General features: G+C 59.8%; 11 protein-coding genes. 2 read left to right on the top strand and 9 right to left on the bottom strand.

Annotated features, from left to right (window positions below; translation table 11 throughout):
• Positions 1-640: 640 nt before the first annotated feature.
• The 3 genes from VEZ52_RS04555 to VEZ52_RS04545 all read right to left on the bottom strand — a co-directional run bounded on the left by VEZ52_RS04555 (position 641) and on the right by VEZ52_RS04545 (position 3,706).
• Positions 641-1,636: an NAD(P)H-dependent glycerol-3-phosphate dehydrogenase gene (locus tag VEZ52_RS04555; RefSeq protein WP_324835732.1), complete on the bottom strand. Its 996-nt coding sequence runs from the start codon at positions 1,634-1,636 to the stop codon at positions 641-643.
• A gap of 7 nt (positions 1,637-1,643) precedes the next feature.
• Complete coding sequence (locus VEZ52_RS04550; protein WP_324835731.1) at positions 1,644-3,209, bottom strand: M99 family carboxypeptidase catalytic domain-containing protein; 1,566 nt, start codon at positions 3,207-3,209, stop codon at positions 1,644-1,646.
• A gap of 299 nt (positions 3,210-3,508) precedes the next feature.
• Positions 3,509-3,706, bottom strand: coding sequence for a heavy-metal-associated domain-containing protein (locus VEZ52_RS04545; RefSeq protein ID WP_324835730.1), 198 nt, complete (start codon positions 3,704-3,706; stop codon positions 3,509-3,511).
• An 80-nt stretch (positions 3,707-3,786) separates the two neighbouring features.
• Here VEZ52_RS04545 and VEZ52_RS04540 point away from each other — a divergent pair, with 80 nt between their 5' ends.
• Together VEZ52_RS04540 and VEZ52_RS04535 are read left to right on the top strand one after the other, a co-directional pair.
• A complete protein-coding gene (locus VEZ52_RS04540; protein WP_324835729.1) occupies positions 3,787-6,120 on the top strand; it encodes a heavy metal translocating P-type ATPase in 2,334 nt (777 codons plus the stop codon).
• 163 nt (positions 6,121-6,283) lie between these two features.
• Complete coding sequence (locus tag VEZ52_RS04535) at positions 6,284-7,480, top strand: MFS transporter (RefSeq protein WP_324835728.1); 1,197 nt, start codon at positions 6,284-6,286, stop codon at positions 7,478-7,480.
• A gap of 51 nt (positions 7,481-7,531) precedes the next feature.
• Here VEZ52_RS04535 and VEZ52_RS04530 read toward each other — a convergent pair whose 3' ends face one another.
• From VEZ52_RS04530 to VEZ52_RS04505, 6 genes are all read right to left on the bottom strand, one after another.
• On the bottom strand, positions 7,532-7,858 hold the full coding sequence (locus VEZ52_RS04530) for a multidrug efflux SMR transporter (RefSeq protein ID WP_324835727.1): 327 nt from the start codon (positions 7,856-7,858) through the stop codon (positions 7,532-7,534).
• The gene (locus VEZ52_RS04525; protein WP_240823654.1) at positions 7,855-8,739 is read right to left on the bottom strand and encodes a tRNA (adenine-N1)-methyltransferase; all 885 of its coding nucleotides are present in this window, start codon (positions 8,737-8,739) and stop codon (positions 7,855-7,857) included. The genes VEZ52_RS04530 and VEZ52_RS04525 overlap by 4 nt, the downstream gene beginning before the upstream one ends.
• A gap of 69 nt (positions 8,740-8,808) precedes the next feature.
• On the bottom strand, positions 8,809-10,530 hold the full coding sequence (gene ade / locus VEZ52_RS04520; protein ID WP_324835726.1) for an adenine deaminase: 1,722 nt from the start codon (positions 10,528-10,530) through the stop codon (positions 8,809-8,811).
• A gap of 182 nt (positions 10,531-10,712) precedes the next feature.
• The gene (locus VEZ52_RS04515; RefSeq protein WP_324835725.1) at positions 10,713-13,151 is read right to left on the bottom strand and encodes a PBP1A family penicillin-binding protein; all 2,439 of its coding nucleotides are present in this window, start codon (positions 13,149-13,151) and stop codon (positions 10,713-10,715) included.
• A 204-nt stretch (positions 13,152-13,355) separates the two neighbouring features.
• On the bottom strand, positions 13,356-13,673 hold the full coding sequence (locus tag VEZ52_RS04510) for a TusE/DsrC/DsvC family sulfur relay protein (RefSeq protein WP_022657697.1): 318 nt from the start codon (positions 13,671-13,673) through the stop codon (positions 13,356-13,358).
• A 257-nt stretch (positions 13,674-13,930) separates the two neighbouring features.
• A complete protein-coding gene (locus tag VEZ52_RS04505; protein WP_298994998.1) occupies positions 13,931-14,581 on the bottom strand; it encodes a CBS and ACT domain-containing protein in 651 nt (216 codons plus the stop codon).
• Between the last annotated feature and the right edge of the window lie 58 nt (positions 14,582-14,639).

Raw genomic sequence — 14,639 nt, 5'->3', positions numbered from 1 at the left:
AGTTTTTTTGGCTTAGCCCACTTTGCAAACCGTTGCAAGCAACAACTCTTCCAAGAAGAACAGGTAGATTGCAAAAAATGGTATCAAAATGGGTAATGTGAGGGTGGGAGCAATAAACGGTTTGCTATTTGCGCGATTTTGGGAGGCTGTGAAATCGGTATGTTAGTCTTGATTTAACTGATTGCACAAACAAATTGTGCAAAAAAGCGCTTATGCATTGTGCAACGTTGTGAAATTCAATGACAACGCCATGTTAAAATGTGATTTTTTGAACTATCGTAAAAAGGTGATGATCGCGCAAAAAATGAAGTAATACAATTTTGAAAAACGTGTTAAATTCACGCCGAAATTGATAGCAATTCCATTGCGCGCAGTCACCTTTTTTGTGATTTATTTTACCAGTGTGTGAGCGTCACAAAGAATGTGAAATAAAAATTTGAGCCCTCGAAAAAAAAGAAAAAATTTTTGCCGAGGGAAAAAATGGGGGAGTGAAGCGGGTCAAAAGAGCTCTCTTTGGCTCAGACTTTGGGCTGCCAAAAAGCTCCTGGTCTTGCTGCATCAGCGAAAGGGAAAACAGCATTTTGCACTGCAAGATGCATGTTGTATGGAGTGGTGCAATGCTGGTGTGGAGTGTACTGCGCTATTCGTCACGCAGGCGGCGCGACATAAGATTGTGCAGCACTTCTTGGGGGTCGCTGTCTTCATACAGAATGCTGTACACAGCGTCCGTAAGCGGCGCGTCAACATCAAGCCTGCGGGCAAGCTCGTGAATGGCGGCTGTGGTTTTAACACCTTCGGCCACCATGCCAAGGCTGGTCGTGATATGTTCAAGCTTTTCACCGCGCCCCAGCCGCAGGCCTACCTGGCGATTACGCGAAAGGTCGCCCGTGCAGGTGAGGGTGAGGTCCCCAAGGCCTGAAAGCCCCATAAAGGTATGCGGCTGTGCCCCACGGGCAAGGCCCAGGCGGCTCATCTCTGCAAGGCCACGGGTAATGAGCGCCGCGCGGCTGTTATGCCCAAGGCCGAGGCCGTCACAGACGCCAGCAGCTATGGCCATGACATTTTTGACCGCGCCGCCCATTTCAACGCCCATCACGTCGGTGCTGGAGTAACAGCGAAAGGAGCTGCCGGAAAATATCTGTCGCAGCATGTGCCCCAGAGCTTCGTCCGCCGTAGCCAGAACCACGGCAGTAGGCAGGCCGCGCAGAACGTCCGCCGCAAAGGACGGCCCGGAAAGCGCCGCGTAACGGGGTGCAAGATGCCCAAGACTCTGCTCCGTCACCTCTGCGCAGGTAGCGAGATTTGTGGTCTCGATGCCCTTGGCGGCATTTACCAGCACCACATTTTTGCGGAAGCAGGAGGCGTTGGCGGCAAGCCAGCCCCGCAACTGCTGGCAGGGAACTGCCAGTACAACGATTTCCCGGCCCATGACGGTAGGGTCAGTGGTTGCTGCAAGGCTGGGGTGCAGGGCAAAGCCCGGCAGATAGCGCGGGTTTTCGTGTCGGTTGCACACAGCCTCGGCCACTGCGGCATCGCGCAGCCAAAGGCTGGTCTTGTAGCCGTTTGTTGCAAGCAGGTGGGCCAGGGCTGTGCCCCAGCTTCCGCCGCCAGCAACGCAGATTTCAGGATTGGACATGGTCGGCTCAGAACCCCAGATTTGATTCCTGCCCCGGTTTGTCGGGCAGTCTGTCCTTGGGAATGGACGGAGTTTCCTTGCTTGTCAGGCGGTTGCTGCCCGAACCAAAACGCACCAGAAACATGCCGCTGAATCGTTGGTCTTTGTATACTTCAACGCGATACAGCCTGCCCTGGCGGTCAACGGAAAAGCGGGACTGAAAATCCTTGAGGGTCATTACCTCGCCGCTTTCGTCCTTGCGCCCGCTGTCATAACCAATGGCGTTAACGCGGTAGCCTTCCGCTGGCTGCACGAGCAGACTTTTGGTCACTTCCAGCACCTGCCCGAAGGGGGCTTCGGTCTCGCGTCCGTCCGCCAGCACCTTCATACTTGTGATGCTGTGATCCATTTCGCGCCAGTCGGGGCGGATGAGCGTGATCATGCGGTTGCCATAGTGCACGCAGTACTGGCCTTCCTCGCCCTTGGCGCAGGGCAGCACCGCCATGATTGGCTTGGATGTGACAGCCTGTGCCGGAGCATCCTTGGAGAGCGGCAGCAGATTGATGGCTGGGCGCACATCTTCCAGCGGCAGAAAGACCTTGTTGTTTGCAAAAGTGACGTCAAGCTTGTCCAGCAGAGCTTCGCGCACTCCCTCGGGCGTAAGCGCAAAGCCGCGTGTAAATTCCACTCCAGCCTGGGCAAGAAACGATTCCACCATCAGCAGATGGTAGTATGCGCGTACTTCAACAGGAAATTCCTTGCTGGCTTCCAGCCCAAAGGCTGCCTTTCCCTGCCGCACGGCATAGTAGGAAAGGCTTTTGTCCATCTCGTGATCGCCCTCGGCAGTTTTGGTATTATGCACGTGCAGGGCGTGTTGCGGAGAGAGCAGCTTGCTGTTGGCAGATTCTGCGGCCTGCCGGGCTTCATTCCCCAGTGAACCCATGAACACGCCGTCAAGCGCTTCCTGGTCAATGATCACAGACTGCCCCCATCGGTTGGGGTTGCGCAGCTTGTCCTCAAAGGTGGGGCGGTAATAACCGCTGCCATCGTGCAGGTTGAGCACCAACGCTACACGGGGGTGGCTTATGAGTTCCTGGATGCGGCGCACGGTGCCGAATTCGGGGTCGCGGTCGTCGAGCTTGGCGAATTTCCGGTTCATGTCGCCGTGCAGCCCGCGCGACCTTTTGATGATGCTGGGAAAATTGAGGTTCGGCACCACCCATAACACACCTTTGCGGATGGTGTAGTGCGTGGTCAGCAGTGTCGCGGCAGAAAATCCACCCGGTTCGTCACCCTGAATGCCGCCAACCACCAGCACCACTGGCGAAGCCGGAGCCGCCAGCAGCGCGGCGGCATCAGTATTGGCGTTTGCAGCAACAGTGTCGTCAGCGCGCACTATTGCGGGGATGGCCTGCGTCAGTTCCGGCGCGTCGTCGCCCAGCCGGATTGTTGTAAAGTCCAGCGCAAAGTTGCCAGGTGCCGCCACTGCGGGAGCAGTCGCCAAAAAACAGCACAGGAAAAAGAACAGAAGGGCTTGAAAACGGCCCTTGCCCTCGCAAAATATGCTGATGATGCGTATGGTTTGTGTTTGCATGCCTGTGGTGTTTCGCGCTGAAGGTGCAGTGGATCAATGGCCGTATTTGACTGCCAAGAATTACGCTATTCGGCAGAAAACGGCAAGATGACCGGACTCTGAACGCGCAAGGCTAGGGCAACTGGCGACGTGATGTGGTAAGGAATTTTGTGCAGCTTTGCCTGCGCGGCGTCGTCAAAAAATTTCACAGGCAGCAGCATGAAACACGGGCGCGCCGCCGTGCATGGTCTGAAAACCAGCAATCGGGCAGCGCGCCGCGAATGGTGCAGCTCTGTGATGCTTGTCACAGATCCGTGAGCTTATTCAGGGTCAAAACCAATGTTGCTGATGGCGGTTTTCAGAGCCTGCATATCTACAGGCCCGGCTTCTTCAAAGCGCAGCTCTTTATCCTCAAGGCTGACCTGGGGATTGGCAACGCCAGATATCTTTGCCGCAGCTTCTTCTACAGCGGCCTTGCAGTGGCCGCAACGCATGCCATTGACTTTCAGGGTTTTCATCATATCCTCCATGCAGGAAAGAGTTTTCATTTTCATCTACAGCTTACTCGCCGCCATACGGAATGACAAGTGGAGAACCCATGAGTACAACTACGGATAAAGCCTGCCCTCTGCGTTTTGACATCAGCGGCATGCACTGCGCCGCCTGCTCCTCGCGCATTGAGCGGGTGGTGGGACGCATGGAAGGGGTGGAAAAGATCAGCGTGAACCTGGCTGCGGCCAGTGCTGAAGTGTGGCCTGGCGATGGGCAGAACAGCGACTTGCAGCAAAGGATAATGGAGCGCGTGGCCGCTCTTGGGTTCAGAGCGGCCCCAGCTGCGGACGATGACGCCGCCCGCCAGTTTGAAGAAGGCAAGGCCAGGGCTGCGGCAGACATTCAGGCCCGTTTGCGCCGTCTGCTGCCCATGGTTGCCTTTGCCGCACCTCTGCTTGTTATCTCCATGGGGCACATGCTCGGCCTGCCATTGCCTCAGGCGCTTGATCCGCACCTTTCGCCACGCGCCTTCATGCTGGCGCAGCTTGTACTCACCTTGCCCGTGGTGTGGCTGGGCCGCCATTTTTATGTGGACGGCATCAAGGCACTGCTGCGCAAGGCCCCGGCCATGGACAGTCTTGTGGCAGTGGGCACAGGCGCGGCATTCTTGTTCAGCCTTGGCAACACCCTGCTTGGGCTTGCGGGCAGCGAACCTATGACACGCGCCATGAACCTGTATTATGAATCCTGCGCCGTACTGCTGACCATGATTGAATTCGGGCAGTATCTGGAGGCCGTTGCCAAGCGTCGCGCTGGTGACGCCATGGGCGCGCTCATGAGCCTGACGCCGGAAACTGCCCTGCGGCTCAATCCTGATGATGCCGCCGCCGCGCCGGAAGAAACGCCTTTGGCACAAGTGCGCGTGGGCGACCATCTGCTGCTGCGTCCTGGGGGGCGCGTGCCCGTTGACGGCACCGTGCTGACCGGCAAAAGCGCTGTTGATCTGTCGCTGCTCACAGGCGAATCCATCCCGGTGCCCATCGGGCCGGGGGACAAGCTGGCGGCGGGCAGTGTTAACGGCGAAGGTTCGCTGACCTTTGTGGCTGACACCGTGGGCGGCAACACCCGCCTTGCCCGCATCATACGGCTGGTGCGCGAGGCTCAGGGCAGCAAGGCTCCCATCGCCCGTCTGGCCGACAGGGTAAGCTTTTATTTCGTGCCCGCCGTCATGGTCATTGCCCTTGTGGCGGCTCTTGCATGGCTTGTGTTCAGCTCTGAACCCATCACAACACCGCTGACGATTTTTGTGGCTGTGCTGGTCATGGCCTGCCCCTGCGCCATGGGCCTTGCCACGCCCATGTCCATCATGGTGGGCACGGGGCGGGGCGCGCAGCTTGGCGTGCTGATCAAGAACGGCGCTGCCTTGGAGCAGGCCGGGCATATCAGCGTGCTGGCCGTGGACAAAACAGGCACACTCACCACGGGCAAACCCGAGCTGACGGGCGTGACCCTGCTGGAAGCTCCTGCTGGCATGGACGAAAATATGCTGCTTGGCATGGCCGCCTCGCTGGAGGCGCGTTCTGAGCACCCGCTGGCGCTGGCCCTTGTGGGCGCGGCCAGGGAGCGCGACCTCGCATCCCTGCCCGTGGATGATGTGCAGGTAGCGCCCGGCATGGGAATTTCTGGTCGGGTGAAGCTAGATGGCGTGGACTACGGCCTTGCCGTGGGCAACAGAACTTTCATGACGGAACGCGGGCTCTCTGTATCGGAAGAAGCGCAGCAAAAGCTGGCCCAGTTGGCCGAGGCGGGGCAGACGCCCTTGCTGCTGGCTCTTGAAATCAATGGAAGCACCAGCCTTGCGGGTATTCTGGCCCTTGCGGACGCCCTGCGGCCCGAATCCGCCTCTGTGGTGGCGGCCCTGCGCGGCATGGGCGTGCGCGTGGTCATGCTGACGGGCGACAACGAGCGCACCGCAAAAGCCGTGGCGGCTCTGGCTGGCGTGGAGGAAATTGCCGCAGGGCTGCTGCCCGCAGACAAGGCCGCCTATGTGCGGCGGATGCAGGATGAAGGCCACGTGGTGGGCATGGTGGGCGACGGCATCAACGATGCCCCGGCCCTGGCTGCCGCCAATGTGGGCATGGCTGTTGGCACGGGCGTGGACGTGAGCGCCGAGGCGGGCGATATCGTGCTCATGCGGGACGGCATGGAGGCAGTGCTCACGGCACTGGCGCTCTCGCGAGCGACCATGCGCAACATTCGTCAGAACCTCTTTTGGGCATTCGGCTACAACGTGCTCGGCCTGCCGGTGGCGGCAGGGCTGCTGCACGCTTTTGGCGGCCCCATGCTTTCGCCCATGCTGGCGGGCACCGCCATGGCGCTTTCTTCCGTTTCTGTAGTTACCAACGCCCTGCGTCTGCGTTTTTTCAGGATCACACGCTAGGTACGGCCCCTGTTTCAGGCATTGCGGATCAGCGTTCAGAGGTATACACCCACACGGTTGCGCTCCATTGGGGCGCAACCGTTTTTTAGAACTGTTACCGCCTGAAATAGCTGTTTGACTGGGGTAAAACCCGCCTGCTCCTGTTTCGCGGCAAGGACGCTGCATGGTTCCCGTTTATTACTGGCTTCCTGCCTTGGGCTGCCTGGGCATGGGCTTTATGTTTCTGAACGTATCTGCCGTGGCGGAGCAGTTCAGGAGTCTTTTCAGCCTTAATTACGCAGGGCTTGGTGTTTTTCTCAGCGCGCCCTTTTGGGCGCACACGCTGGTGCAGGTTCCTGCGGGCCTTGTGGTGGACAGGCTGGGCACGCTGCGCACACTGGCGCTCTCGGCTTTTTTGTGCGCCGCTGGCGGCTTTGTGCCATTGCTCCTGCCGCACAGCATGGTTCTGGCCGTGTGTATGCGCATGCTCATCGGCCTGGCTACTGGCCTGCTGTTTCTTTCAATGGTTTCCGCCGTCAAGACACTGTGTCCTCCGGCCTTCATGAGCAGGGCGCAAGGCTTGCAAGGCGCGGCATTCAGCCTGGGAACAATGGTTCCCTTTATTGTGCTGCCATATTTTGGAGAAAATGGCTGGGCGGCGGCCTATATTCTGGGTGGCCTCATGTCCGTGGCCTTGCTGGCTTCACTCCTGTGCCCGCCACTTGCGCCGTTACGCCGCGAAACCGGAACAAAACCGACCTCCGCGGGCAATGTGCTGCACGTGCTGGGGCAGGTGGCGCGCAACAGGCGGCTGTGGTTTATCGGCTGCTGCCATGGATTTTCTTTCGGCACCATCACGGCTCTGGGCAACTGGCTTTCCGTGATGCTGGCGGACAGCGCAAGTTCTGGGGCCGTTGCAGGCAGCAGCAATGCAGACGCCTGGGCATTGCCCACAAGCCTTGTGCTGCTGGCGGGTACGATGGCGCGGATTGCTGGCGGGGAGGTTGGCAGTGCCTTGCCCAAGCAGAAACTGCTTGTGGGTCTTGTGCTCGGCATCGGGCTTTTTTATCTGCTTCTGGCTCTGGCGGGCAGCACATGGATGCTGCTGGCCTGCGCCTTTGCACTGGCCGTGTGCTGCGGCGGCACCTATGCCTCGGTTTTTACCCTGACCATTGAGGCCGCAGGGGCCAGCCACACGGCAACAGGCATCGGCTTCATGTCCATGCTTGCCAACTGCGTGAATGTGGGCCTGATCTTGCTGCTGGGCGTGGTGCGCGAATACTTGGGCGGCTTTGCTCCGGCTCTGGCGCTCTGCAGCCTGTGCGTGCTGCTCCTGCTTTTGTGGGGTCGCTCCATCACGTGGCAATGCCGGGAAGAATAAAAGCGAAGGCCCGCCGAATGGCGGGCCTTCGTATATGCACTACTTGCGGGATCAGGGCGTCATTGCTTTCAGCACAACCACGCCGCCGATAATCATGGCAACGCCCAGCGCTCGGCCCCAGTTAAGGGCATCGCCAAACACAAGAACGCCAAGAATGAATGTTCCCGCCGCGCCTATCCCCGTCCACACGGCGTAGGCAGTGCCCATGGGGATCTGCTTTTGAGCCAGAAAAAGCAGCCAGCCGCTCAGGGCCATGCTGGCAACGGAAAGAGAAATGGCCGCCACACGCCAGGCGGGCGCTGTTTGCGCCACCTTGAATCCGAGGGGCCAGCCGATCTCGCACAAGCCCGCTACAATGAGCGCTACCCAGGGATTCATTCCATATCGCCTTCAAGAGCTTCAGGGGCTTCGTCTGTGAGGCCAAGGCGGGCCTGACGGGCGGCTTCCTGCTTGCGCTCACGCGTGCCCATGGGCTTGCGCGAATCAAAATCCGCGCTGCGATTCTGCTGGCGGGCAAAGACCAGAAAACCCGTGTGGGCTGTCATGCGGTCTTCGGGGCGCAGGCGGTCAGCCACGGGTTTCCAGCGGCGGATAAGAATCTCGCACACTTCCACATCGGCAAAGGGGCCGCGCTCAAGGCCCAGCAGCAGCTTGCTCACCTGATCCACCGTGGGCAGCAAAAAGCCGAAGCTTGCGCCGGGGCGCACAGCGGCCAGGGCATGGTCGAGGTACTCCCAGGGGGTGCGCACATCGAGGAAGAGCGCGTCCGCGCCGGTCACGGCAAAGCCTTCGGCCACATCGCGGTTGTGCAGCTCCACATTTTCGCCCACGCCCGCCCACTCAAGGTTGCGGCGCGCCAGTTTCATGAATTCCTCGCGGGCCTCATGGCTCACGACGTGTCCGGTGGGGCCGCAGAACCACGAAAGCCCCGTGGTCAGGCCGCCGGAACCGCAACCAGCCTCAATGATGGTACGCCCAGGCCCAGCGCCGAGGCGCAGACAGATGTATGCGATATCCTTGGGGTAGATGATCTGCGTCTGGCGTTTGAGCCCCTTGAGCCGATCGTACAGGGTGGCTTCCATCACCTGAATGGGAACATTCTGGTTGGTGTAGACCACAGAGCCAAGATCGGCCTGCGCCACATCGGCGGAAACAAGGGTGCCATCGTTGCTGTGCCAGTCCTGGCCTTCAACGAGGCGTTTGACATAGCGGCGGCCCTTGGGGGTTACATAGACGACAAGCGTACCGAAGGGAATCATGAGGTTCCTTTATTAGCTGCTTCAGGGCCGCGCAAGGGGCGCTTCCCTCAGGTGTCAGAAAAAAATGCTTCAGGGCCGCGCTGCCGCGTCTACCGAAACAAAGCGCCAGTCGGCAACGGAAAAAAGACCGCGCGCGGTCAGCTTGAGTGAGGGAATCACGGGCAGGGCCATGAAGCTCAGGGCCATGAGCGGAGCCACATTGGCCGGAATGCCGTGCCCGTGCAGCAGGCCGTGGATGGCATCCAGCGCGCGCACCACGGTTTCCGGGGCTTCGTGGGTCATCAGCCCGGCCACGGGCAGGGGCAGCTCCTCAAGAACCCGGCCCTCACTTGTCACGGCGATGCCGCCGCCCATGGCGGCAACCCGGCGCACGGCGGCCAGCATGTCTGCATCGTTATCGCCGCAGACCACAATATTGTGCGAGTCGTGGCTGACAGAGGTTGCCACAGCCGCGTTGCGCAGGCCGTATCCGGCCAGAATGCCCACGCCCACCTTGCCCGTGGCCTTGTGGCGCTCCACAACTGCCAGCTTGCACAGGCCATCGTTCTGGCGGGCGTCAAAAAGTCCATTGGTGCAGGTGACCTTGTGCTCTTCGGCATCCGTCACCAGCGAGCCGGGATGCAGGCGGATTACCCGCGCACGGCCCGATGGCAGGGGCAGCGCAAACACATCATCCGGCAGGGGCGCAAGCCGTACCGTATTGGTCAGATCCTTCAGGGGCGGATCCGCCAGCAGGGCGAGCATGCGGCCCTCCGCAGCAATCTGTCGCCCGCCCGCAAAGGTCATGCGCACATTGAAGGACGCCAGATCGTCAACCAGCACGCAGTCGGCGTCATAGCCGGGGGCAATGGCCCCCTTGCCTTGCAGTCCCTCGGCCTCGGCGGCATTGAGGGTGCACAGGCGCACTGCGGTGACGGGGTCCATGCCCAGAGCCACGGCCTTGCGCAGTACTTCGTCCATATGGCCCGCCGTCAGCAGCTCGGAGGCGTGGCGGTCATCACAGCAGAAGGCGCAGCGGTGGCAGTTGCCGGGCGTGACCAGCGGGGCCAGCGCAGGCAGGTTGCGTGCTGCGGAGCCGTCACGCAAAAAGATGCGGCAGCCGCGCATGAGGTTCTGGTGAAATTCTTCAGCGGTGGTGCATTCGTGCGTATTGGCAATGCCCGTGCACAGGTAGGCGTCAAGTTCCCTGCCCAGCAGGGCCGGGGCGTGCCCGTCAACGGGCTTGCGCCGCGAACGGCTCAGGGCAATTTTTTCCAGCACTTCCGGGTCGCCGTTGAGCACGCCGGGGTAGTTCATCATTTCGCCCAGCGAGGCCACGTGCGGGTCGTCCATGAAGGGGGCCAGATCTTTGGTTTGCAGCACAGCGCCGCTGTCTTCAAAGGGCGTGGCGGGAACGCATGAGGGCAGGGCCAGAAAGATGCTCAGGGGCAGGGTTTGGGCGCTGGCAAGCAAGAAGCGCAAGGCCGCGGTGCCGCATACATTCGCCAGTTCGTGCGGGTCGGCCACCACGGATGTGGTGCCGTGGGGCAGGGCCATTTCGGCAAAGCGCGCCGGAGTGACCATGCTGGATTCCAGATGGATGTGGGCATCAATGAAACCGGGCAGCAGATAGGCCCCCTGGGCGTCCACCACTTCGCGGGCTTCGCGCTGGCCGAACCCCAGAAAAACGCCATCGCCGATGGCTACGGAATCCTGCCGCACCAGACCGGAAAAAACATCAACAACTCTGGCGTTTGTGATGAGTATATCCGCCGGTTCGCTTCCGGCGGCCATGGTGATGCGGTGTTTCATGGCGGTCTCCAGCCCCGCAGGGCAGGCTGCACCACGCCGGAGCGCTTGCAGGATGGGAATTTCGGCTCTTGCCGGGTGGTCTTGTCTGCGCCGCGTCACGCACGGAAGCTGCATAGCCCCTCGGCTGGTGCAATTCCGTGCGTGACGCTGGCGTTAAAATGTCTGACTTCCGAGTTCTGTGTTTAGAACATCTGGCGCATCAGGTCTTCGCCGCCTTCCGAGGTATCCACTGCCGTTCCATCGGCTGTGGTGGGGGAGGTGGCTGATGCGCCCTGCATGGGCTGGTCGGCCTTGAAGGCCAGGCCATCGGCCATCACAATACCCTCGGGCATCACAAAGTCGTCCTTGGGATACCGGTCTTCCACTTCACTGCGGTAGTAGCGGAAGATGGGGGCGGCAGTGCGCCCGCCCTGTTCAAGACGGCCAAGGCTTTGCACCTGATCGTAGCCCACGTAGACGCCGGTCACGAGATAGGGCGAAAAACCCATGAACCACGCGTCACGTTCATCGTTGGTGGTGCCGGTTTTACCCGCAATGATGCGGCCATCGATCCTGGCGCGCCCGCCGGTGCCAGCATTGACAACTTCCTTGAGCAGGGTGTCCATAATGTAGGCGTTCTGGGGGCTGACAGCCTGCCAGTGTTCCACTTCCTGCCTGTAGAGCACCCGGCCCTGCGGATCGCTGATGGAGGTGATGATGCGCGGGCGCACCCCCAACCCTTGGTTGGCAAAGGCTGCGTAGGCCTGCGTAAGGTTGAGCGGCGATACGGCCACAGCGCCGAGGCTGATGGCCAGCTCCTGCGGAAAGTGCGGTTCAAGCCCCAGAGCCTTGGCGCGCTGCACCACGTTGGCTATGCCGACCTGCTGCGCCACGCGCACGGTGCAGGTATTGCGCGAAAGGGCCAGAGCCGTGTGCAGGGGCAATTCGCCCTTGTAGTTATGCTCGTAGTTTGAAGGCCGCCACACTTCATTGGTGTAGGGGTTCACATACACAAAGGGGGCGTCCAGCACCGTCGAGGCAGGCGTAAAGCCAAAGTCCATGGCCGTGGAATAGACCACGGGCTTGAAGCTGGAGCCGGGCTGACGGCGGGCCTGCGTTGCGCGGTTAAAGTGGCTGTCGCCAAACTGGTAGCCGCCGATAAGGGCCACAACGTCGCCGCTCTGCGGTTCCACGGAGGCAATGGCCCCCTGCACCAGCGGGTCCTGCTGCAAGCGCAGATGGATGGGGGTATTCTTTTTGACCGTAGAGGAATCAAAAGGAATGGTTTTCTGCTCTTTGCGGCCCTTGGCGTTGGTTTCCGTAACCGTGATTTCTTCGGCGGAAACCCATATCACATCGCCAACCGCCACCACCTGGCGGGGGTCTTTGATGGCTGGCGCGTTGGCAGCCGCAACCTTGGGGTTGGGCTTGCGCGCCCAGGACATGGCCGAAACCGGCACAATACCCGTATAGCCCTGGCCCAGCGCCACTTTGACTTCCTTGGTGTCCACGGCGGTCACAAGGGCTTTCACCCAGTCGCCGCCAGCGAGATCAAGGGGAGAAAACTGGTTCTTCGCCAGAAATTCTTTTTGCTTTGCCGGGTCAAGCTGTTCCACAGGGCCGCGCCAGCCCTGGCGCTTGTCCAGTTCTTCCAGCCCACGGCGCAAGGCAGCGCCAGCCGCGGTCTGATGTGCGGGATCCATGGCGGTTTGCACGGTCAGGCCCGCTTCATACACGTAATCCGCGCCGTACTTGGTGGTTTCCACCCCCAGAGCGCGGAGGTTGGATTCCGTAAAAAATTCCACCAGCAGGCGGCGGGCTTCTTCAAGATACCACTGCGCCGCACCGCCCATGCCTTCGGGCATGCTCCAGTAGACCAGCGGCTCGGCCACGGCCTGATCATACTCGGCCTGGGTGATCCACTTGAGGTCGCGCAGACGGCCAAGCACGTACATCTGCCGGTTCTTGGCTTCTTCCGGCCTGCGGAAGGGATTGTAAGAACTGGGGGCCTTGGGCAGGCCCGCGATGACGGCGCTTTCGGCCAGGGTGATGTCAGAGGCGTGCTTGCCAAAATAGGTGCGGGCAGCCGACTCCACGCCAAAGGCGTGCTCACCGAGGTATATCTGGTTGAGATATATGGTAAGGATCTGATCCTTGGTGAAGTTTCTTTCAAGCTGATAGGCCAGAATGGCCTCTTTCATCTTGCGGGTATAGCTGCGCTCGGATGTGAGCAGCAACTGCTTGATGAGCTGCTGGGTAATGGTGCTGCCGCCCTCGCCCTGCCGTCCCTTGCGGAAGTTGTTGATGGCGGCGCGCGCGATGGCTACGGGGTCAATACCCATGTGCCTGTAGAACGCGTCGTCTTCCGCAGCCAGAAAGGACATGGGCAGATAGCGCGACATGTCCTTGAGGCCAATGACAAAGCGCTTTTCGTGATAGAGGGTGCCAAGGGTTGAGCCGTCACGCGCCAGAACGACAGTAGCCTGCGGCTGCTTGTATTCGGCGATACGGTTCAGGTCGGGCAGGTCGCGCGAGGCCCAGTAAAAAAGCATGGTCACCGCACCGCCGCCCAGAAGGCCGCAGACTATAACGATGCCCATAAACCAGAGGGCGCATTTTTTCAGGGACAGACGAATTTTCATGGCAGGGCGATACCGTTTTTTTGGCCCGGCGTAAAGGGAGGGGAGCGTAGCGCGGGCTGATGAGAAGATATGAAATGTTGCCGGAAAGGCAAGCCCCGGCGGGCGCGGCGCACGGTATGGGCGGCGCATGCCCGCGCAGGGCGGTATGGGCAAAAAAAAGCGGAAGGTTTCCCTTCCGCTTTTTTCCAAAATGTTGCGGCTGGACTACACGCAGCCAGTGGGCTTGGGCAGGCCGGCCATTTTGCAGGCGCCTTTGCCGGGGCCGGAGGGGAAGAGTTCGTACACTTCCTTCAGCTTGTAGCCGGTGTTCTTGGAAAGAATACGGACCATGGGGGCGATGCCGTTCTTCTTGTAGTAGTCCTGCAGGAAGTCAAGGATCTTCTGGTGATCAGCATTGATCTCAGAGATGCCTTCGGATTCCTTCACATAGTCCATCCATTCGGGGCACCAGTCGTCAAAACGCAGAAGGAAACCGTCTTCGTCAACTTCAAAGCTTTTACCTTTATAGGTGATCTCAGCCATGCGTGTGTCCTCCTTGGACAGCTATTGCTCAACCTCGCCGGGGCGGACGCCCAGGCGTTTCACAACCGGATATTTCCGGCCGAATTCCTCCGTTGGGCGCGAAAGCATACCGCAATCACAACGAGAGTCCTTATGACACAAATAATTTTTGATGGCAAGTCCTGTGCATCTTTTTTGCTCTTGCCCCACTTTTTTTGTTGCGGCTTTTCTTGAGTAATTCAGATGCCATAGGATAAATATGATTAAATTGTAGGGATTTAGTGCTGGCAATAGAGCACTTTGCCGAGCTTGCCTACTCCGTCCATAAGCTCCTGCTCGGCCTTGGAATTTTCAAGGTCGCGTACCCGGATGAACAGATGGCGGTTGCCATCGGCATTGGATACGGTCAACACCGAGAGCAAACGGGCGTTGTGTGCGCGCAGCAGATCAAACAGGGGGCGCGCCGTGCCGGGCTGGTCGGGCAATTCTATGGCAAACTGCAAGCCGCCCATGCGCGCGCCGGTGATGTCCACCAGGGCTTTGAAAACATCGTGGTCGGAAATAATGCCCACAAGCTTGCCGCTGTCGTCCACAACGGGCAGGCCGCCAACCTTGTTGTCCAGCATGATCAGGGCTGCCTGCTCGACAGTGTCGGTCGGTTTGACGGTGATGGGCTTGGCCGTCATAATGTTTTTGGCCTTCAGCTCGGCCAGCAGATAGTGCATTTCGTACATGTCGAGTGTGGTGGCCTTGGAGGGGGAGGCGTCGCGCACGTCGCGGTCAGAGATAATGCCAACGACCTGACCGTTTTCATCAACAACCGGGATGCGGCGGATGTGGTGATCCTTCATGAGCTTGCCCACTTTGAGCAGCGATGTATCGGGGCCAACGCTGACAACATCGGTGGTCATCCAATTCTGTACAGGCATGCTTCCCTCCGGGGGGATATGTTTCAGGTTATAACGGCGTGGTCGCAGCGACCCGCAC

This window comes from Desulfovibrio sp. (genome assembly GCF_035644575.1).
Taxonomy (GTDB): domain Bacteria; phylum Desulfobacterota; class Desulfovibrionia; order Desulfovibrionales; family Desulfovibrionaceae; genus Desulfovibrio.
The sequence above is the reverse complement of the archived record's forward strand: the minus strand, read 5'-3'. Positions and strand labels throughout refer to the sequence as shown.